The organism is Paraburkholderia sp. BR13439, from assembly GCF_040948805.1.
GTDB classification, from domain to species: domain Bacteria; phylum Pseudomonadota; class Gammaproteobacteria; order Burkholderiales; family Burkholderiaceae; genus Paraburkholderia; species Paraburkholderia youngii.
Genome location: NZ_JBFPKN010000005.1, coordinates 85,845 through 106,420 on the forward strand (window position 1 = coordinate 85,845; position 20,576 = coordinate 106,420).

General features: G+C 65.6%; 19 protein-coding genes and 1 pseudogene. 9 read left to right on the forward strand and 11 right to left on the reverse strand.

What is annotated here, in order from left to right; translation table 11 throughout:
* Positions 1-8 precede the first annotated feature (8 nt).
* A complete protein-coding gene (locus AB3X96_RS11905) occupies positions 9-2,402 on the reverse strand; it encodes a phosphoketolase (protein WP_368589880.1) in 2,394 nt (797 codons plus the stop codon).
* A 223-nt stretch (positions 2,403-2,625) separates the two neighbouring features.
* Here AB3X96_RS11905 and AB3X96_RS11910 point away from each other — a divergent pair, with 223 nt between their 5' ends.
* Entirely contained in the window at positions 2,626-2,754 is a 129-nt protein-coding gene (locus AB3X96_RS11910; protein ID WP_255208912.1) for a hypothetical protein, read from the forward strand.
* A gap of 114 nt (positions 2,755-2,868) precedes the next feature.
* Positions 2,869-3,408, forward strand: a complete 540-nt coding sequence (locus AB3X96_RS11915) for an ankyrin repeat domain-containing protein (RefSeq protein WP_368589881.1) — start codon at positions 2,869-2,871, stop codon at positions 3,406-3,408.
* A 75-nt stretch (positions 3,409-3,483) separates the two neighbouring features.
* Here AB3X96_RS11915 and AB3X96_RS11920 read toward each other — a convergent pair whose 3' ends face one another.
* From AB3X96_RS11920 to AB3X96_RS11940, 5 genes are all read right to left on the reverse strand, one after another.
* Positions 3,484-4,182, reverse strand: a complete 699-nt coding sequence (locus AB3X96_RS11920; RefSeq protein WP_368589882.1) for an HAD family hydrolase — start codon at positions 4,180-4,182, stop codon at positions 3,484-3,486.
* Positions 4,183-4,218: 36 nt separating this feature from the next.
* Positions 4,219-5,253 (reverse strand): phosphogluconate dehydrogenase (NAD(+)-dependent, decarboxylating), encoded by a 1,035-nt coding sequence (gnd, locus tag AB3X96_RS11925; RefSeq protein ID WP_368589883.1) that lies wholly within the window; start codon positions 5,251-5,253, stop codon positions 4,219-4,221.
* A 216-nt stretch (positions 5,254-5,469) separates the two neighbouring features.
* Positions 5,470-6,813: a sugar efflux transporter gene (locus tag AB3X96_RS11930; RefSeq protein ID WP_368589884.1), complete on the reverse strand. Its 1,344-nt coding sequence runs from the start codon at positions 6,811-6,813 to the stop codon at positions 5,470-5,472.
* 235 nt (positions 6,814-7,048) lie between these two features.
* The gene (locus AB3X96_RS11935; RefSeq protein WP_368589885.1) at positions 7,049-7,492 is read right to left on the reverse strand and encodes a hypothetical protein; all 444 of its coding nucleotides are present in this window, start codon (positions 7,490-7,492) and stop codon (positions 7,049-7,051) included.
* A 78-nt stretch (positions 7,493-7,570) separates the two neighbouring features.
* A complete protein-coding gene (locus AB3X96_RS11940; RefSeq protein ID WP_368589886.1) occupies positions 7,571-7,867 on the reverse strand; it encodes a DUF2628 domain-containing protein in 297 nt (98 codons plus the stop codon).
* A gap of 172 nt (positions 7,868-8,039) precedes the next feature.
* Here AB3X96_RS11940 and AB3X96_RS11945 point away from each other — a divergent pair, with 172 nt between their 5' ends.
* From AB3X96_RS11945 to AB3X96_RS11955, 3 genes are all read left to right on the forward strand, one after another.
* Entirely contained in the window at positions 8,040-8,360 is a 321-nt protein-coding gene (locus AB3X96_RS11945) for a thioredoxin family protein (protein WP_176105935.1), read from the forward strand.
* Positions 8,361-8,375: 15 nt separating this feature from the next.
* Complete coding sequence (locus tag AB3X96_RS11950; RefSeq protein ID WP_368589887.1) at positions 8,376-8,795, forward strand: secondary thiamine-phosphate synthase enzyme YjbQ; 420 nt, start codon at positions 8,376-8,378, stop codon at positions 8,793-8,795.
* Between the two features lie 97 nt (positions 8,796-8,892).
* A complete protein-coding gene (locus AB3X96_RS11955) occupies positions 8,893-9,912 on the forward strand; it encodes a class I fructose-bisphosphate aldolase (protein ID WP_176105937.1) in 1,020 nt (339 codons plus the stop codon).
* A gap of 119 nt (positions 9,913-10,031) precedes the next feature.
* Here the strand turns inward: AB3X96_RS11955 and AB3X96_RS11960 are convergent, their stop codons facing one another.
* Positions 10,032-10,319, reverse strand: coding sequence for a hypothetical protein (locus tag AB3X96_RS11960; protein WP_176381503.1), 288 nt, complete (start codon positions 10,317-10,319; stop codon positions 10,032-10,034).
* A gap of 153 nt (positions 10,320-10,472) precedes the next feature.
* A complete protein-coding gene (locus AB3X96_RS11965) occupies positions 10,473-12,617 on the reverse strand; it encodes a response regulator (protein WP_368589888.1) in 2,145 nt (714 codons plus the stop codon).
* Between the two features lie 267 nt (positions 12,618-12,884).
* Here AB3X96_RS11965 and AB3X96_RS11970 point away from each other — a divergent pair, with 267 nt between their 5' ends.
* From AB3X96_RS11970 to AB3X96_RS11980, 3 genes and pseudogenes are all read left to right on the forward strand, one after another.
* On the forward strand, positions 12,885-14,510 hold the full coding sequence (locus AB3X96_RS11970; protein WP_368590145.1) for an FAD-dependent oxidoreductase: 1,626 nt from the start codon (positions 12,885-12,887) through the stop codon (positions 14,508-14,510).
* Positions 14,511-14,549: 39 nt separating this feature from the next.
* Positions 14,550-14,723 carry a hypothetical protein gene (locus tag AB3X96_RS11975; protein WP_176105940.1) on the forward strand — a complete coding sequence of 58 codons (174 nt, stop codon included), beginning with the start codon at positions 14,550-14,552 and terminating at the stop codon, positions 14,721-14,723.
* A gap of 147 nt (positions 14,724-14,870) precedes the next feature.
* Positions 14,871-15,086 (forward strand): annotated as a pseudogene (locus tag AB3X96_RS11980) (EmrB/QacA family drug resistance transporter); the annotation flags it as partial.
* A gap of 39 nt (positions 15,087-15,125) precedes the next feature.
* Here the strand turns inward: AB3X96_RS11980 and AB3X96_RS11985 are convergent.
* From AB3X96_RS11985 to glgX, 3 genes are all read right to left on the reverse strand, one after another.
* Positions 15,126-17,192, reverse strand: a complete 2,067-nt coding sequence (locus tag AB3X96_RS11985) for an AI-2E family transporter (protein WP_368589889.1) — start codon at positions 17,190-17,192, stop codon at positions 15,126-15,128.
* A 94-nt stretch (positions 17,193-17,286) separates the two neighbouring features.
* On the reverse strand, positions 17,287-17,463 hold the full coding sequence (locus AB3X96_RS11990; protein ID WP_368589890.1) for a DUF2934 domain-containing protein: 177 nt from the start codon (positions 17,461-17,463) through the stop codon (positions 17,287-17,289).
* Between the two features lie 162 nt (positions 17,464-17,625).
* Entirely contained in the window at positions 17,626-19,839 is a 2,214-nt protein-coding gene (glgX, locus tag AB3X96_RS11995) for a glycogen debranching protein GlgX (RefSeq protein WP_368589891.1), read from the reverse strand.
* A 294-nt stretch (positions 19,840-20,133) separates the two neighbouring features.
* Here glgX and AB3X96_RS12000 point away from each other — a divergent pair, with 294 nt between their 5' ends.
* Entirely contained in the window at positions 20,134-20,556 is a 423-nt protein-coding gene (locus AB3X96_RS12000; protein WP_184227461.1) for a PRC-barrel domain-containing protein, read from the forward strand.
* Positions 20,557-20,576 lie beyond the last annotated feature (20 nt).

Genomic DNA, 20,576 nt, shown 5'->3' on the forward strand with positions numbered 1-20,576 from the left:
TGTCCCCCTCAGCCTTTCCACGTCCAGTTGCGGATTTCCTCCTTGTCGATCCCCTCCTCGTGCGCATACGCGAGATGCTCGATGATCTGCCCGCGCAGCCACTCCTTCGTATGATCGCCGACACCGCGCAGCGTCGGCACGCGATCGATCGCATCGATCGCCAGCGTGAAGCGGTCGACGCCGTTGATGATCGCGAGTTCGAGCGGGGTATTGATGTTGCCCCTCTCGTTGTAGCCATGCACGTGCATGTTGCCGTGGTTCTTGCGGTTGTACGTGAGCTTGTGCACGAGCGCCGCATACGCGTGGAAGTTGAAGATCACCGGTTTGTCGGTCGTAAACAGCGAATCGAAATCGCGGTCGGACAGTCCATGCGGATGCGCACGCTCGGGCATCAGGCGGAACAGATCGACCACGTTGACGAAGCGGATCTTCAGCGTCGGGCAGTGCTCCTTCAGGATCTGCACGGCGGCGAGCGCTTCCATCGTCGCGATGTCTCCCGCGCACGCCATCACGACGTCCGGCTCGGCGCCCTGGTCGGTCGACGCCCAGTCCCAGATGCCGATACCTTTGGTGCAATGAATGACGGCCGCGTCCATGTCGAGATAATCCAGATGCGGCTGCTTGTCGGACACGATCACGTTGACGTAGTCGCGCGAGCGCAGGCAGTGGTCGCCAACGCTCAGCAGACAGTTCGCATCGGGCGGCAGATAGATGCGCACCACATCCGGGCTCTTGTTAGTGACCACGTCGAGAAAACCGGGGTCCTGGTGCGTGAAACCGTTGTGATCCTGGCGCCACACGATCGACGTGATCAGCAGATTGAGCGATGGCACCGGCTGCCGCCAGCCGAGCTCGCGCTTGGATTTTTCGAGCCATTTCGCGTGCTGGTTGAACATCGAGTCGATCACGTGCACGAACGCTTCGTAGGTCGCGAAGAGCCCATGACGGCCGGTCAGGTTATAGCCTTCCAGCCAGCCTTCGAGCGTGTGCTCGCTGAGCATCTCCATCACGCGGCCGTCGGGCGACAGGTAGCCTCCGTCGGCGTCGCTCGGTTCGAGGGGATCGAGCCAGGTCTTGCCCGACACTTCATAAACCGCATGCAGCTTATTGCTCGACGTTTCATCGGGGCCGAACAGCCGGAAGTTCGACATGTTCTTGCGCATCACGTCGCGCAGGAAGGTGCCAAGCACCGCGGTCGGCGACGTATACGCCGCCGCCGGTTTCTTCACGGCCACCGCGTAATCGCGGAACGACGGCATGTCGAGCATCTTGCACAGCAGGCCGCCGTTCGCGTGCGGGTTGGCGCTGATGCGGCGCGCGCCTTCGGGCGCGAGCGCACGCAGTTCTTCGACGAGCCGGCCATTCGCATCGAACAGCGTTTCAGGACCGTAGCTGCGCAGCCAATCCTCGACGATCTTCAGACTCTTGCGATTGGTCACCGCATCGGCCACCGGCACCTGATGCGAGCGCCACGAGCCTTCCACCTTGTGACCGTCCACTTCTTTCGGCCCGGTCCAGCCCTTCGGCGAGCGCAGCACGATCATCGGCCAGCGCGGCCGCGTGGTGTCGTTGTTCTGCCGCGCGTTCTGCTGGATCGCGCGAATGTCGCTGATGCATTGTTCGAGCGTCGCGGCCATCTGCTGATGCATCGTGTCGGGATCGTCGCCTTCGACGAAATAGGGCTTGTGCCCGTAACCGACCATCAATGCTTCGAGCTCTTCACGCGGAATGCGCGCGAGCAGCGTCGGATTGGCGATCTTGTAGCCGTTCAGATGCAGCACCGGCAGCACCGCGCCGTCGCGGATCGGGTTCAGGAATTTGTTCGAATGCCACGAGGTGGCGAGCGGCCCGGTCTCCGCTTCGCCGTCGCCGATCATCACGGTGACGATCAGCTCAGGATTGTCGAACGCGGCGCCGTAGCCGTGCGACAGGCAGTAGCCGAGCTCGCCGCCTTCGTGAATCGAGCCCGGCGTTTCCGGCGTGCAATGCGAACCGATGCCGCCCGGGAACGAGAATTGCCGGAAAAAGCGCCGCATGCCGTCTTCGTCCTCGCTGCGGTCCGGATAGACCTCCGAGTAGGTGCCTTCCAGATAGCAGTGCGCGAGACTCGCCGGCGCGCCGTGACCGGGGCCCGACAGAAAGATCATGTCGAGATCGTATTTGCGGATCAGCCGGTTCAGGTGCACGAGCACGAAGCTCTGGCCGGCGTCGGAACCCCAGTGGCCGAGTAGCCGGTTCTTGATGTGCTCGGGCTTCAGCGGTTCGCGCAGCAGCGGGTTGTCGCGCAGATAGATCATGCCGACCGACAGGTAATTGCATGCGCGCCAGTAGCGATCGAGGTTGCGCAACGTATCGGGGTCCAGAACTTGCGGTGGGGTGGGATGCGAGGTTGCTTCGGCCATGGCGTCACTCCTCGAAAAGAACTGTCAGGCTGGTTGGCGGATGATGCGGTGCAATCGAAACGAAGCCGTAGGGCACGGGTCGAATGTACTAAGCTGCTCAAACCGGGGGCGAATGTTTTTCTACCCCTCGCAGTATCTCGCGCTGAATGTGGCATTCGTACTGCAATTGCCTTGCGCTGTCTGCTTTCTTTTCGTGATCCTCTGTCTCAGGTCAATGGCCGCCATGTCGAGATCTCCCAGTGCGCTCAAAGTGCTTAAGGTTCTGGTCCTGACGCTCGTGTTGACGTTCGTGGCGGTCGGAATACCGATAGGCGTATTCGGGCTGCTGGTCAAGCTGTTCAGCCACGCCTAGCACAGCGGCGCCGCTGTCGGCACGCGGACGCGAGCGCCGCGGAATGTGTATGCTCTTTGCAAGACCTGGCGTGACATTTGCCTCGCGCCGCTCATTCAACGCAAGGAGAGAGCTTTGGCCCACCACAGCGACCCCACCAACAACCCGCCCGCTTCGCAGCCCGATCCTGAATTGCAGGCGCTCGCCCGCGAAGTCTTCGACCTCGCGCGACGCGGCGATGCGACGATGCTTGCCGCCGTCATCCAAAAAGGCGTACCGCCGAATCTGCGCAACGAACGCGGCGACAGCCTGCTGATGCTCGCGAGCTACCACGGCCACGTCGACGCGGTGCGCACGCTGCTCGAACAGGGCGCCGATGCGAACCTGCGCAACGATGCGGGACAGACGCCGATCGCGGGCGCCGCGTTCAAGGGCTTCGACAACGTGATCGAAACCTTGCTCGCGCATGGCGCCGACGTCGAAGGCGCATCGCCCGATGGCCGCACCGCGCTGATGATCGCCGCGATGTTCAACCGCACCGCAATCGTCGATCTGCTGCTCGCGCACGGTGCGGACCCGCATGCGCGCGACGCGAACGGCGTCAGCGCGGCCGATGCCGCCGCACGGATGGGCGCCGCCGATACCCAGGCGCGCCTGAAAGCGCTGGGCGCTTGATTTCGCGACCTCACCCGCGACTTCACCCGCGGCTTCACCCATGAAGCGGTGCCCGCACATCGCGCGCGGCGCCGCCTAGTTGCCCTTCCCGCGACGCAACAGCGTCTCCACGTCGATCTCCGCCAACTCGCCGATTCGCCCGACGCTCACGTCCGCGGGCGGATTGTTCGCGATCTCCTTCGCATCGAACGCATAGTGTCCCTGGCGCGGAAACACGGTCGTCAGCTCCGCGCCCCATGCCTTCTTCATCGCGCCCAGAATCCGCAGCTTGTCGTCGACCATCACGTAATGGCGCGCCGGATAGCAATCCATCACCTGATCGAGCATCAACTCCTTGTGGATGTAGATCAGCACGCGTCCTTCGACTTCGTCCCACAGGCCCGAGCGCGAAATCTTGCGCGGCTGGAACACGACGTCGCCGTCCGACAGGATCACCGTCGGCCCGTACTTGCCGACATGCCGCAGCGCGTCGAGCGCCCCCGGATAGAGCCGGTTCGCAAACGGATACTCGATCAGGAACGACGACATCAGCAGCAGGCGCGTGTCGCGTGGATGCTCGGTCCGGTAGCGCTGCAGCGCGCCGAGGTAGTCGGCGTAGCCGAGTTCGGTGCGCAGGTTCTCGAAGATTTCCCAATAGCGCGCACTGTTCTCTTCGCCGAACTGCCCCATCATGTGCGCGCGCAGATCCTGCAGCACGTGATCGTTGTCGAGCAGCGTGTTGTCGCAATCGAATAGAAAGACGACGTCGTGCGGCGTGGCGGAAGTGACTGGCATCGCGGTTCCTCGTGGCAGGTTCGTGGATCGCCTCGGCTACTTCAGTCCGCCGTCCGGCGCGACGGGCTTTTCCGCATGGCCGCCGAAATCGTGCCGCATCGCCGACAGCACGCGGTTCGCAAAATCGGCTTCTCCGCGCGAACTGAAGCGCGCGAACAGCGCCGCGCTGAGCACCGGCGTCGGCACGCCTTCGTCGATGGCCGCTGCGACGGTCCAGCGCCCCTCGCCCGAATCCGATACGCGGCCCGCGTAGCCTTTCAGCTCTGTGTCGCTGGCGAGCGAGCCGGCGATCAGGTCGAGCAGCCACGAGCCGATCACGCTGCCGCGCCGCCACACCTCCGCGATGTCCGCGAGATTCAGATCGTACTGATACTGCGCGGGGTGGCGCAGCGGCGACGTCTCCGCATCGGCTTCGCGCGCGTGGCGGCCGGCGTCGGCGTGGCGCAGCACGTTCAGGCCCTCGGCATAAGCGGCCATCAGCCCGTACTCGATGCCGTTATGAACCATCTTGACGAAATGCCCCGCGCCTTGCGGTCCGCAATGCAGAAAACCCTGCTCGGCGGTGCTCGCGCCCGCCACGCGGCCCGGTGTCGCGCTCTCAGTGCCGACGCCGGGCGCCAGCGCCGAGAAGATCGGTTCGAGCCGTTTCACGACCTCGGCCTCGCCGCCGATCATCAGGCAGTAGCCGCGCTCGCGCCCCGCCACGCCGCCGCTCGTGCCGACGTCCACGTAGTGAAGCTGGTGCGCGCCGAGCTGCTGGCCGCGGCGGATGTCGTCGTGATAGTAGGAGTTGCCGCCGTCGATCACGATGTCGCCCGGTTCGAGCAGCGGCACCAGCTTGTCGAGCGTCGCGTCGACCACCGCGGCGGGCACCATCAGCCACACGGCGCGCGGTCTGGCGAGCTTCGCGACGAGGTCTTCGAGCGAGCTGGCGCCGGCCACGCCTTCCTGCTTCAGCCTGTCGACGGCCGCCGGCTGCACGTCGTACACGATGCATTGCTGAGCGCCCCTGGTCAGGCGCCGCACCATGTCGGCGCCCATCCGTCCCAATCCAATCATGCCTAGCTGCATAGCTCGCTCCGGAAGATGCTGCGTTGCGCTGTCCGATTTTCTGGTCGTCGTGTTGCGGCGGCGTGGTTGCCCTTAAGCATAGGCGCTGTGTCGCGAGGTGCGCCGAATGGGTCGAAATAAGCCGCACTTTTTTGCGGAGGTGCGGCACGGGTCAAAGTTCCGCGCGGCTGGAGGCGCGCCGCATCCGCACGAAGGCGGATGCGGCGGTGTCGCGCTTCATTCGCTGCGCTCGGGCAGGCGCGTGCCGCGGCGCGCGGCCAGCTTCGCGTATTGCTCGGCCGCGAAGCGCTTCACCGCGCGCCACATCACCGGATAACGATAGCCGGGCACCGCGAACAGCACGAGCGCGCACAGCCCCAGCAGTCCGCAAAACAGGAACGTGCCGCGATAGCTGAACGCCTGCACGAGCAGCCCGGACAGCACCCCCGACAGGATCGAGCCGACCCGCGCCGCATTGAAGAACAGCGCGGTCGCGCGCCCGGGCGAATGCGGCATCAGATCCTGCACGTAGGTCATGCCGAGGCAGGAGGTCACGGCGACCACGAACGCGTTCAGCATCTGCATCGGGATCAGCACGCCGACGTTGCCGGCGAGCGACATCGCGACGAAGTACACCGCATGCACGGCCGCGCACGCGGCAAGCCAGTTCGGCTTGTGCAGCGACGACGACTTCGCGCCGAGCGCGAGCATCATCGGGATCTCGGTCAGCGCGCCGAGACCGAGCATCACCGACACGTCGAGATGCGTGCCGTTCAGCCCGTGCACGATGTAGAGCGGCAGCACGATCATCGTCGCGTTCGCGGCGAGGCCGAGCAAGGTCAGCGCGGTCACCGAGCGCAGGATGTCGTTCGCCGACGCGACCGGCAGCGTCTCGTGCGCATCCTCGCCGGGTTGCCGCAGCGGCGGCACCGTGATCGACGCGGATGGCTCGGACGCGGTGTCCTCGACCGTGTGATCGCCGAGATGGCTCTGCGGCTCCTGCATGCGCCACACGATGAAGCCACAGGTCGCGAAGCTAGCGGCCGCGAACAGGAACAGCCCGGTGAAGCTCGTCGCGGCGAGCACCAGCGCGCCGACCGACGGCCCGAACACCCATGCGGCCGACAGGATCGTGCGCAGCGTCGCGCTCGCGAACACGCGTTCGGCCGGGTCTGGCACCGGCAGCGCCGCGCGGCTGAACGAGAACACCATCGAAATCGCCGAGCCGCCCGCGCCGATGAAAACGATGCCGACCACGAGCAGCAGCCGGTAATCTCGCACCACGCACAGACACAGGTAGCCGAGCGCGGCCAGGATCAGCGCCGCCAGCAACAACGGCCGGTGCCGCCCGCTCCGGTCGCTCCAGCGCCCGGCGGCCGTGCTCGCGAGCACGCCGCTCGCGGCGATCAGCGTCATGAATACGCCGAGCCGGAACGGCGGCATGCCGGCGCGTTCGATACCGAACAGAGACAGATACGGTGCGGTGAAGGACATCGCCACACCGAGCATCAGGGTGGCGGCAGCGAGCGGCTTGAAGCCAGGAATGCGAAGCAGGTCGAAAAAACGCGCAGTTTTCAACACGGGGACGGAGGGTCAGGTGGAGCGGGCCTCGCTGCGCTTCGATGCGCTCGACGGCACGATGGGCGTCGCGGGCTCGGGGCCAAAACGACCGGGGCATTATCGACCCGGAGCGCGGCTCGCGTAAACCCGCGCAAAGCCGTCCCAAATGTGGAATGCGCGCGCGTGTGTGCAGCGCTGCTCGCGCCGTGACGCGCCGATGCGTGCCGTTAGCGGCAAGCTGCCGGCACGCTCGCCGCTACTTGCCCTCAGTTGCGCGCATTTGCTGCGCCTGCGCCTTGTAGTCGTAGGTCGGATAGAACTCGGTGTGATAGCCGCCCCACGCGGTCGATTCGATCGCACGGTTCACTTCGCGCAACCGGCCCGCGGGCACGCGCAGCGTCACGACCTGTCCGATGCCCATCATCACGTACCACGACACGACTTCGATGCCGGGCGGGGGAAAGGTCTTGAAGAAGCCCTGCTCGCGCAGTTGATCGTTGATCTTCGGCAGCGGCTTCGATTCGTCGTGGCGCAGGAAGATCGTCAGCAGGAAGGTGTCGTCGGCGGGAGCGGACGCTGGTGTGGCGGGGGTGGCGGCGAGCGTGGCAGGGGGCGCCGCGTCGGCGGCGTGGGCGCGCGGCGCGATGGCCAACATCCCCAACCACATGGCGAGACCAGCGACTGTCGATCCAATGAGCATGAAACGCCTCCATCACGGATTGAACTCAGCTTCGATCACACGTCTGCGCGCAGCAATCCCCGCTCCAGCGCGAACGTATCACACGGTCACGTAGCCGCGCTGTTCGAGCGTCCAGCGATGCCAACGGTTGCCATACGCGCCGCACGCGAACGCGAACAGGATCGACAGCACGAAGCCGATCAGGTCGGCCGTCTCGCCCCACAGACCGATGCCGAGCAGAATCACGTTGATGCCTAGCATCACGAACGCGGCGAACCACATTCTTTTCGACAGCGCCCAGATGAAGCCGAGCAGGCACGCGCCCCAGCTGAAGCCGGTCGCGACCGCGATTGCGTCCTTGTGCTGCGGATGTTGCAGATAGATTCGGGCGTTCATGTTTTGCGAGGTTCCGTGCGATCACGCGGCGCGTCGATCGGTCGAGCACGCGCGCACCGCTTTTTAACATGCCGCGGCGACATCACGCGCATCGGCTGCATACGGCCGCTGCGCTGACGATCCGCAGCATAGCTGCTACCCTTGGCAGATCAAGATCAAGAGCGGAGCACGCATGACCTCCTCGACAGCTTATTCCCCGAAAGCCCCTTCCCGCGCCGAGCTCGACTCGCTGCCCGGCGCCACCGTCGTCGAATTCGGCACCGACTGGTGCGGCTATTGCCAGGGCGCGCAGGCCTCGATCCGGCAGGCGCTCGCGCCGCACGCGGGCCTGCGGCATCTGAAGATCGAGGACGGTCCCGGCCGCCCGCTCGGCCGCTCGTTCAAGGTCAAGCTGTGGCCGACGCTCGTGCTGATGCGCGACGGCGCCGAGGTCGCGCGCGTGGTGCGGCCTCGCAGCGCCGAGGACATCGAGGACGCGTTCGCGTCGCTCTGACATTCGAGCTCCATCATGCGCCAGGTCATCCATCATCTGCGTGTCCAGGCCCGTGGCCGCGGCCTGGTCGAATTTACCGACGACGCGCGCCGCTTCGTCGACGATACGGACATCCGTACGGGTCTCTTGACGGTGTTTTGCCGGCACACGTCGGCGTCGCTGCTGATTCAGGAGAACGCCGATCCATCGGTGCGGCGCGATCTGCAGCGCTACTTCGACAGCCTCGCGCCCGAGGACGACACGCGCTACGAGCACGACACCGAAGGCCCCGACGATATGCCCGCGCATTTGCGCACGGCACTCACGCAGGTGCAGCTATCGGTGCCCGTCGAGCATGGAAGAATGGTGCTCGGCACATGGCAGGGGCTCTATCTGTTCGAACATCGGCGTCAGCCACAGCCGCGCGATATCGTGTTGCATCTGCTCGGCGAATAAAGTCCGCTTTCGCATCCACCCGTCACGCAAAGGAAACCGTCACCGGCACTTCTCCGCACACCGCATCGTACGGAGCCTACCCAAGGGAGCACACCTCATGGACACCCGTAGCGAGCTGCAAGCCACCGTCAAGGCGATGATTCAACCGGGCAAGGGGCTTCTCGCCGCCGACGAAAGCGGCCCGACCATCGCCAAACGCTTCAAGACGATCGGCCTCGAATCGACCGAAGAAAACCGTCGCGCGTATCGCAACCTGCTGCTGACGACACCCGGCCTCGGCGAGTTCGTGAGCGGCGTGATCCTCTACCAGGAAACGCTCGGCCAGAAAGCCGACGACGGCACGCCGTTCCCGCAAGTGGCCGCGGCGAACGGTATCGTGCCCGGCATCAAGGTGGACCTCGGCAAAGTGCCGCTCGCGCTCGCTCCGGGCGACGAGATCACCGAAGGCCTCGACGGTCTCGCCAAACGCTTCGTCGATTACAAGCGGCAAGGCGCTCGCTTCGCGAAGTGGCGCGCGGTCTACAACATCAGCGCGAGCCTGCCGAGCCGCCTCGCGATCGAGGCGAACGCCGATTCGCTCGCGCGCTACGCGGCGATCAGCCAGGAAGCCGGCATCGTGCCGATCGTCGAACCCGAGGTGCTGATGGACGGCGACCACACGATCGAGCGTTGCGCCGAAGTGACCGAGGCCGTGTTGCACGAGGTGTTTCATGCGCTGCATCGGCATCGCGTCGTGCTCGAACATATCGTGCTGAAGCCGAGCATGGTGCTGGCCGGCTCCGAGCATGAGCAGCAGTCGAGCACCGCGCATATCGCGGCGGCGACCGTGCGCGTGCTGATGCGCACGGTGCCCTCTTCGGTGCCGGGTCTCGTGTTCCTGTCGGGCGGACAGTCGCCCGAGGAAGCTACCGCCAATCTCAGCGCGATGAACCGGCTCGGCGCGCTGCCGTGGAATCTGAGCTTTTCGTATGGGCGCGCGTTGCAGGAGCCGCCGTTGAATGCGTGGCGCGGCCAGCCGGGCAACGTAAAGGAAGCGCAGCAGGCGCTGCTCAAGCGCGCGCGTCTGAATGGCGCGGCCGCGCTCGGCAAGTACGACCCGTCGATGGAAAAGGATTGAGCGCTGGCGGGCGCAGCGCGAATCGCCCGTCAGCACGCTTGTGCACAAAAACGCAGAAGCCGACACGCCGGGGGACCGGCGCGCGGCTCCTGCCGTCCTTCTGCCTCGATACGCGGCGCTTACTGCCCCTTCGTATCGCTGCTCGCGTCGGCGCCCGGCATATTCGTCGAGTCGGTCATGGGCTTCTTCGACTTCGAGTGCTTCTTCATGTGATGGTGGGTCGCAGGCGTAGCCGTCGTCGCCGGGCCCGCATCGCCGCCCTCGCGCGACGAGGTCGCGGCGTTGGTGTTCGGGTCGGTGCCGGCCGGCCCCCCGCCGCCGCCGGCGCCACCGCCGGCACCTTGGGCCATCGCGAGCGAGGAAGCCGCGAGCAAGGTGGAAACGAGCACTGCGTGTCTGATCTTCATGGCGATTCTCCTTGGTGTCGAGAGTGTCGAAACGAAGTGGGCGCGCGGCAGCCGCACGCGCAAACCTCGCACTCTTTTCAGCAAGTGCTGTGCCGCAGCACAGCACGACAGGAAAAGCCCAAGCACGCAATGTGCGAACGGCGTGCCGCGGCTTCAGGGGCCGCACGCCACCAGCGCATGCAATTCGTCGATATTGAACGGCTTCGCGAGGATTGCGATGCCGAGCCGACGCGCGCGGTCGAGCTCGTCGGCGTAACCGGTCATTAGCGCGATCTTCTGCGACGGCCACGCGCTGCGGATCTTCTCCGCGAGGTCGATACCGTTCAGCTTGCCCGGCATCTGGATGTCCGACAGCACGAGCTCGAAGCGCTCGCCGGCGCTCAGCACGTCGAACGCCTGGTCGGCGGTCGGCTCGTGATGGACCTCGCAGCCGAAGGTTTCGAGCACCGCGGTCACGCCGGCCGCGACGTCCTCGTTGTCCTCGACGAGCAGTATGACCCCGGCCGCGCTCGGCAACGGCTGGCGCGCATCGACGCCGGCCGTTGCGGCGCGCTCGCGATAGCGCGGCAGAAACATCCGTACAGTCGTGCCGCTGCCCAGCACGCTGTCGATCTTCGCGGTGCCGCCGGCCTGCTCGGACATCGACAGCACCTGGGCGAGCCCGAGGCCGGTGCCCGAACCGCGCAGCTTGGTCGTGAAGAGCGGCTCGAACGCGCGTCGCGCGACCGATTCGGGCATCCCTTCGCCGTCGTCGGAGCAGGCGATCAGCACGTACTCGCCGTCCGGCAGCAGCGTGTCGCTGCCGACCAGCCGATTGTTCTGGCAGCGGATCACGAAGCGCCCGCCGCGCGGCATCGCATCGCGCGCGTTCATCGCGATGTTCACGATCGCGAACTCGAGATCGGTCGGATCGACGAGCACCTGCCACAGGCCCTCAGGTATGCGCAGCGCCAGCTCGATCGTGTCGCCGAGCGCCGCGTTGATCAGCGGCACGGCGGCCGGCAGCCAGCGTGCAAGCTCGACGGGCTCCTGCTTCAGCGGCTGCTTGCGCGCGACGCTGAGCAGACGCCGTGTCAGCGCTTGGGCCGTGGCGGTGGCACGCTCGACCGCTTGCACTTCCTTCTCGAGATCGTTGTAATGCTTGAGCCGCGCTAGCTCGGTATTGGCCGACACCACCATCAGCAGATTGTTGAAATCGTGCGCGACATTGGCGACCAGATTGCCGAGCGCGCCCATGCGCTGCAGTTGCCGGCTCGACGCTTCGGCCGACAGACGCATTGCGACCTCGCCCTGCCAGCGCTCCCACGCGCGGCGCTCCGCTTCGAGCTGGCGCAGCGAATACAGCACGAGCGCCCAGATCGCGATACAGGGCACCGCCGTCAGAGCCGCGATCAACAGAAAGTGCATGCGCCATGCCGCGACGATCGACGACGTCGCGTACGCGCTCATCACATACAACGGGTAGTCGCCGACGCGGCGAAACGCGAGCAGCCGCTCGACGCCGTCGACGGTCGAATTCAGACGCACGTGGCCGAACAGCTGTTTGTCGCGCAACGCGGACATGAACGCGCTGTGCATCGACGGCCGCGCGCCGGCCGGCCATGGCGGATAGCGCACCAGCAGATTGCCGTCCTGCCGATAGAGTGCGAGCGCGAGCGACGGATCGCCGTTGGTCAGTTCGTGATAGAAGCGCGAAAAATATTCGTTGCGCAGCGCGACCGTGACCGCGCCGAGAAACCGGCCGTTCGCGTCCGAGCGGCCGATCGCGGTCGTGAAGACGTCGACCTTCGAGAGTGGGCCGAACATCGGCAGCGAGTAATACGGCTGCGGACGCATCGCCTTCGCGGCGAGAAAATCGTCGCGCTGGCCGGTCTGCAGCGCCGGCGCCGGATACGCGAGGCTCGATACGAGCAGCTCGCCGTTCACGCCGAGCAGCGCGATCGATGCCACCTGCGGAAAGTCGCCGCCGATGCTCTGCAGGCGCTCGTGCAGTTCGCGCTCGCGCGCACGGATCTGTGCATCGTCGGAATCGCCGAGCAGCTCGATCACGCGCGAGGCCATCTGCCGGTTCAGATCCAGCACCTTGACGGCCTGCTCCTGCGCCACGCGCGCGAGGCGGTCGATCATATCGTTCGCATCGGAGATCCGGCGCTGGTAGTCGAAGTAGCCGTAGCCCGCGAGGCAGGCCAACGGAAACACGATCGACACGGCCAGCACGATCAGCAACATGCGCCGTGTCGCAGCGAAGTTGCGTGACGGCATCGGTACATCGACTGCGACACGTTCTGCACGCTGCACGGTCACCCGCTCCATCAAAGTTGCCTACGGTCAGGAAAAGGCATTGCCTGTGAATTCGCACGTCGCTGTTCGCGCGCTAATTCCCCTGCCTCGAAATTTACCGCAACTCGGCCTATCTTCCCAAGCGGGTTCGCTGCATCACTTCGCTAAGCCCGTCGGGCACACCGATTGCTGCCTTATCGCTGCTTGATGGCAAGCCTACTTCCGTTCCTGCTCGCGACGCGCCTCGATGCGCTGCGCGAGCCTTTCCATGCGCGAGGCCTGACCATGTCGACGACTGCCCGCCGCGTTGCGCGGCTATCGGAATTGCCGGCGGAGCGCGCGGTGCGCGTCACCGTGGACGACACGCCGGTCCTGCTCGTGCGTGACGGCGACACCGTGCGCGCGTACTCACCGGATTGCCCGCATGCGGGGGGCCCGCTCGAAGAGGGAGCGCTGTGCCACGGCCGCATCATCTGTCCGTGGCACAAGGGCACCTTCGATGTCGCGACCGGCAACGTGCTGGAGCCGCCCCCGCTGCTGCCGCTCGATCGCTACCCGGTCACGCTCGATGGCGACGACGTGCTCGTATCGGCGGAAAAAATCGCCGCGCCGGATGCGGCGGCGCGCACGCCCGCGCTCGATGCCGCCGCGCAACGCAAGCACTACGTGGTGATCGGCGCGGGCGCGGCCGGCGCCGCCGCCTGTGCCGCGTTACGCGAATTCGGCTTCGAGGGCCGCATCACGCTGATCGGCGACGAAGCGCACGCGCCGTACGATCGCACCTCGCTGAGCAAATTCGTTCCGTCGTTCGAAATGCCACCCGCCGACGTGCCGCCGCTGTTGCCGCCCGATTGGCTGCACACGCACGGCATCGAACGGATCGTCGCGAAGGTCGCGCGGCTCGACGTGCCCGCGCGCACGATCCATTTCGAAGCCGGCGCGCGTAATGGCGGGCAGAGCATCGAGCCGCTCAAATACGACACCGCGCTGCTCGCCACCGGCAGCGTGCCGAAAGTGCCCGACATTCCAGGCTGCGAACTCGGCGGCGTGCACGTGCTGCGGCACCTCGACGATGCCGCCGCGTTGATCGACGCGCTCGGCGACGATGCATCGCATACCCGCGTCGCGATTCTGGGCAGCAGTTTCATCGGCCTCGAAGTCGCATCGGCGTTGCGCAAGCACGGCGTGCCCGTCACCGTGATTTCGCGCGACAAGGTGCCGTTCGTGAAGCAGTTCGGCGAGCGCGCGGGCCAGATGTTTCGCGCGCTGCACGAAAGCAATGGCGTGAAGTTTTATCTCGACGCGAAGGTCGCCTCGCTCGAGGGCGAGGAAGGCAACGTGCATACGGTGATGCTCGCGGACGGCGAAGCCATCGCCGCCGATGTCGTGCTGCTAGGCACGGGGGTTGCGCCGGCTACAGGGTTCGTCGAAGGACTGCCGTTGCAGAAGGACGGCGGCGTGGTCGTCAATGCCGGCATGAGCGCCGCGTGCGGTCTGTACGCGGCCGGCGATATCGCCGTGTTCTCGCTGCACGAGAACCAGGAGCCGCTGCGTATCGAACATTGGCGCGTCGCGCAGCAGCATGCGCGCATCGCCGCGCAGAACATGTGCGGCTTGCGTACCCGCTATGCGGACGTGCCGTTCTTCTGGACCTATCACTACGGCAAGAACTTCGAATACCTGGGTCACGCGAGCGAGTGGGATGAGATCGTCGTCGATGGCGACTTCGATCATCACCAGTTCATCGCGCTGTACGTGCGCGACGGCAATGTCGACGCGGTGTTCGCCTGCGAGCGCGACGCGCTGACCGCGCGGCTTTCGGACGCGATGCGCGGCGGGCTGTCGCGCGCCGAGGCGCTCACGATCATCGGCGCGACGGCCGGCAGCGCGCCGCAAGCGGCGGCGTCGTGAGCCGTCGTCTTGCCGTTCAACCTTGAGGAAGGAGCCACCATGACGACACACAAGGAACAGCATCCGCACTCGGAAAAGAGCGAGCAGCAGATCGACGAACAGGTCGAGGACAGCTTCCCGGCTAGCGACCCGCCTTCGACCGGCGGCACCACGAAGATCGAGCCGGAGCAGGACAAGGCAAAGGCCGGGCACGACAAGCCCGCCGGTCAATAGGCGCGTGGCGGCGCGCTGCGCGCTGCCCGTGTTTCCCGAGCGCCCGCGGCCTCGTGCATTGCTGTGATCACGGCGGCCGCGGGTGGCATCCTCGACCAGCTGCATCACCGCGAGCGAGGTCAGCACGCCGAACGGCACGTTCACGAGGAGTCGCTCGCGATCGGCTTCCTGTTCGTGCCGATCACGACGCTTGCGTATCTGACGGTGCCCCCGCGACTCAACGACGACGCGTCCGCGCTGTTCACGATGTTCCGCAACGTTGCGGGTTCGATCGGCATCTCGCTGTCGACCGCGATGGTTCGCGAGCGCACGCAGGCGCGCATGGCGCACCTGTCGGAGTTCATGTCGCCGCTTTCGCAGAATGGCGGATAACCGGCCGCGATGCGGCGAGGCCGCAAGGCGTCAGCCATGCTCGAACTGCGGCTCCTCAATCACCTTTCGCGTCGCATCGAGATGACGGCACGCGGCTAGCATCTGCTGCAACGACGTCACCGCGCAATCCGCTTCCAGCGACTCTTGCTGTTCCGCGCTCCACTGCTGCGTATCCTCGGGCGCCCAAAGGCCGACCACGATCGACACGTTCGGCAAGCGCGCGCGGATGCGCCGGATCAGATTGCGCAGGTGCGACGGAATGCCGTCGATCTGCAGATACAGAAGGCAGACGATGCCGACGTCGCCAGCCTCGAGACTATCGATCGACGCGCGCGACACCGCCTCGTGCGGCAGCGAGCGCGCCGCGAAGCCGTGCTTGCCGAGCAACTGCAGCAGGATGATCGTCGCGAGCGCGTCGAGCGGGCCACGGCCCGGCAGGCACAACACGCGGCTCGTCGGCGCATGCCACGCGAATACGGGCTCTATGACGGACGGTTCGCTGCCCGGCTCCTGCTGCGGGCCGTGGGTCTGCTCCGGCGTGACCGTCGCGGCGCTCATGCCATTGTTCGCCGTGTCGAGCGATCGTGGCATCGCCCGCGCGGCCCGCGTTTCGTCGGAGGGCGCGAGCGGCCCCGCCGCGCCCCAATTCGACTGCGTCGCGAGCGGTGCGGGCTCGCGATCCTCGTAGCCGTCGAGGCCGTCGACCAGCTCGTTGGTCGTCGATTCGATGCGCGCGAGCTGTGCGCTCGTCACGCTGCCGCTCGTTACGTCGCTGGCCGCGAGCCGCAAGGCCCCGATCGCGACTTCGTCGTAATAGGCCGACAACGAGCGATCGCGCAGCAGCACTTCGGCCTGCTCGATCGGTTCATCCGGATCGCCGGCGAGCGCGCGTTGATAGAAGTTTTCGACCGGCGTCAGCGGGGGCTGATCGCCGAGCAGCACGTCGAGAAACTCGAGACGCCGTACATGCCGGCCGAGCACCAGCAGACACAGCGTCAACGGTGTCGACAGGATCAGTCCGATGGGCCCCCAGATCCAGCTCCAGAAGATCGCCGCGACCACCACCGAAAACGGCGACAGGCCCGTGCTGCGCCCATACAGCAGCGGCTCGACCACCTGCCCCACTGCGAGCTCGGCGACCACGAACAGCACCAGCGACCAGATCGCCATCTCCCAGCCGGGACTGACCGCGGCCGCGAGCGCGGTGGGCAGTATCGCCGCGATCCAGATGCCGACGTAGGGCACGAGCCGCAGCAGCGCCGCCAGAATGCCCCACAGGACCGGGCTCGGCACGCCGATCAGAAACAGCCCCGCGCCGATCACGGCGCCGACGCCGGTATTCACGCCGAGCTGCGACACGAAGTAGCGGCTCAGGCGCCGCGCGGTCTCGTCCATCACCGTGGTCGTGTGATGCAGATCGCGCGAGCCGAACAGCCGGATCGCGCGATCGCGCAGGTCGTCGCGTTGCAGCAGGATCACGATCGTGACGACGAACACGATGAACGCGGTTTCCAATGGACTGATGGCCGGCGACAATACGCGTCGCGCGAGCTCGAACGGCGTCGGCACCGGCTCGCGCACTTCCACCGGCACCGCCGTCGATGCCTGCGGGCTCGCCGCGGCGGCCGCGCCGTTCGGCGCTGGTAATTGCGGCGGCTCGATCGTCGCGCGCTGCAACGCCTGCCCTGCCTCGCTCGCGAAACGGTTCAGCTTGCCGATCGTCAGGCTGTGCACGGTATCGAGCTTGTGATGGATGGTCGCCTGATAGCGCGGCATGCCGGCGGCGAGATCGGTCAACTGTGTGGCGATCACCGCGCACAACAGCGCGATGACCGACACCGAGATCAGCACCGCCGCGCACACCGATGCGACATGGCCGAGTTTGAGCCGGGCCAATGCATCGGCGAGCGGCGCGACGAGAAAGCTCAACAGGATCGCGAGCGTGATCGGAATCATCACCGCGCTCGCGAAGTACAGGCATGCGACCGCGATCACCGCGACGACGAATGTGACGAGGCCCTCGATACCGAATGCGGCGGTCGCTGCCTGAATTCGCGCTGCGGGGCTCGTGGCGCGCGGCTCGGGTGTGTCGTTCATCTTGTGAAGGAAGATCGGGCATGGGAAAGCGGTCCCCGAGCCGCGCGCGATGCGCCGGCTCAGAGTCTCGTTACTCCGGAAGGCTAAGTAACGCCTATTTCATCGTGTCGCCCGACACCGGCCCGCTCTCGACCGGTGGTGCCTCCTTCTCGATCTCACTGCGCGCCTGCTCCCAGTATTGCTCGGGCTTGCCCTTCGGCTCGGCCGCCTGCTCCCACAGATAGTAGGCGCGCACGCGGATCTGCTCGTCGACGCTCGGTTCCTGTTCCATTTGTTCACCCCAGCCTGGCTGTTTGCGTTCGCGCGTCTATCGTCGCGAAGAACGGAGACGCGTGCATGTCGTCAACCACAGAGGGAGCAAACGTTGTACCCGAGCTGCGGCCCGCTTGTACAACGGAGTGCAACGGAACTGGCGTCGCTCACTCACCAGGACCTAGCCTGGCGCGGAGTCGCCTTCGTCGGAAGTCAACTGCTCTTCGAGGCGGTCGAATACGCGCTGGGTCGCGCGGCTCGGCGCTTCGAGCGCGAACAGCAGCAGCGAGCGGCCCGTCACCTGGTACGCATCGCCCGCGCTGAATTGCGGCAGCTCGGCGCGCACCGGCATGTTGGTGTCGACGAGGCAGGTCCAGCGCTCGCCCTCGGGAATGTCGGGCAGCGTGAAGTTGACGACGTCGTGATGCGCGTTCAGCACCAGCAGCAAGGTCGCGTCGGAAGCAAGACGGCGAATGCCGCTCGCCTGCGCGCGGCCGTCGATCACGAGGCCGAAGCAGCGCATCGCCGGATCGGCCCATTGCTCGGCCGTGATGTCGGTGCCGTCCGGCGATAGCCAGCGCGTGTCGGTCACGTCGAGCGTCTCGTTGTATTCGCCAGTCAGAAACCGGCCGCGCCGCAGCACCGGCAAGCGGTGGCGCAGCGTGGTCAGCTTGTGCACGAACTCCGTCAGCGCGCGGCCGTCGTCGTCGATCGCATCCCAATCGACCCAGCTGATCTCGTTGTCCTGGCAATACGCATTGTTATTGCCCTGCTGCGTGCGGCCGAATTCGTCGCCGGCGAGGATCATCGGCGTGCCCTGCGACAGCAGCAGCGTCGCGAGCAGATTGCGCTTCTGGCGCTCGCGTTGCTGGCGGATGTCGGCGTCGTCGGTCGGTCCTTCGACGCCCATGTTCCACGACCGGTTGTCCGCGTGGCCGTCGCGGTTGTCCTCGCCGTTTGCGTCGTTGTGCTTGTCGTTGTACGAGACCAGATCGTTCAGCGTGAAGCCGTCGTGCGCGGCGATGAAGTTCACGCTTGCCCACGGCCTCCGGCCGCGGTGATTGAACTTGTCGCCAGACGCGGTGATGCGTGTCGCGAGATCCGCGGCGGTGCTCTCGTCGCCCTTCCAGTAGGCGCGCGTGGTGTCGCGGAAGCGATCGTTCCATTCGGCCCACCCCGGCGGAAAACCGCCCACCTGATAGCCGCCCGGGCCGCAATCCCACGGCTCGGCGATCAGCCGGATGCTGGAGAGCACCGGGTCCTGGCGGCAGCTGTCGAGAAAGCCGCCGCCTTCGTCGAAGCCGTGATCTTCGCGGCCGAGGATCGTCGCGAGATCGAAGCGGAAACCGTCAACTTTCATTTCGGTGACCCAGTAGCGCAGACTGTCGGTCACCATCTGCAGCACACGCGGATGCGACAGGTTCAACGTGTTGCCGGTGCCGGTGTCGTTGATGTAGTAGCGCGGCTCGTCGGGCATCAGCCGGTAGTACGACGCGTTGTCGATGCCCTTGAACGAGATCGTCGGGCCGCGTTCGTTGCCTTCGGCCGTGTGGTTGTACACGACGTCGAGTATCACTTCGAGGTCGGCCTGGTGAAAGCGGTCGACCATCTCCTTGAACTCGCCGACCGACTCGGTCGACGACGCGAAGAAACGCGGATCGGCCGCGAAAAAGCCGATCGTGTTGTAGCCCCAGTAGTTCGTCAGCCCCTTGTCGAGCAGATGTTTGTCGTTGACGAAGGTCTGGATCGGCATCAGCTCGACCGTGGTTACGCCGAGGCTGCCGATGTGGTCGAGCACCGGCTGCTGCGCGAGACCCGCGAACGTGCCGCGCAAACGCTCGGGCACTTGCGGATGACGTTTCGTATAGCCGCGCACGTGCGTCTCGTACAGAATCACGCGCTCCCACGGCAGCGCGTTACGCTCCGGATGACTCCACGAAAAATTCGCGTCGACCACCTTGCATTTCGGCACGAAGGGCGCACTGTCGCGCTCATCGAATGACAGGTCCAGCTCTTCCGAATCGAGCGTATAGCCGAAAATTTCCGGCGCCCATTTCAGCTCGCCGATGTGCGCCTTCGCATACGGATCGAGCAGCAGCTTGTTCGGATTGAAGCGATGCCCGTTCTGGGGCTCGTAGGGACCATGCACACGATATCCATAGACGGCACCCGGTTTCAGATTCGGGACGAACACATGCCATACCTCGTCGGTGTACTCGGGCAACTCGATGCGTTCGAGTTCGTGCTGGCCGGATTCGTCGAACAGACACAGTTCGACTTTCGTCGCGTGCGCGGAGAACAGCGCGAAGTTGACGCCGCTGCCGTTCCATGTCGCGCCGAGCGGAAAAGGCGTGCCTTCGGAAATGCGCGTCGAGTAGCTGGCTGGGGATGACATAAGTGTTCTCAGTGGATGCAAGGAGGCTGGTATCTCGGGGGCATGCATGTGCTTTTTTCAACTGCCTTCCCATGTGTTCCGGGCTGCTCGCTATTCAAGTTTAGGCATTTGGGGCGAACGCGCCGGACATTACACAGCGCGCACCTAGCAGGCGAGTTCGAACAGCAACTTTTGGGCCCGACGGGCTTGCTTTCCCTCAGATCAGAAGTCGCGGCATGAGATTTGCAGCATAGCGGCAAGGCGCACGCGTTCCGCGCCATCGAAAAGCCACGACAGCAATCAGGGAGAACACAGATGATGCGCAACACGCAGATCAAACCGCTGGCCGCTTCCGCATCGCTTCTCGCCGCCATTACGCTGATTTCCGCGTTGGGTCCGTGCGGCAGCGCGTTCGCGCAAGGCGCTCCGCAAGCGATCACCGAAAAACGCACCGACGTCGTGCAGCTCGCGAGCGGATATCGCGCGTCGAAGCTGTCGGGCGCGGACGTGTACAACCGCAACAAGGACAATATCGGCACGCTCGACGATCTGATCGTATCGCCGGGCACCGAGCGCACCACCTACGCGATCCTGTCGGTCGGCGGCTTTCTCGGCCTGGGCAAGCATCTGGTCGCCGTGCCGTTCAATGATCTGCAGATCGACAACCGGCGTATCGTGCTGCCCGACGGGACGAAGAAATCGCTCGAGGCGTTGCCGGAGTTCAAGTACGCGGATTGAGCGCGGCGCTGCCGCGTCGA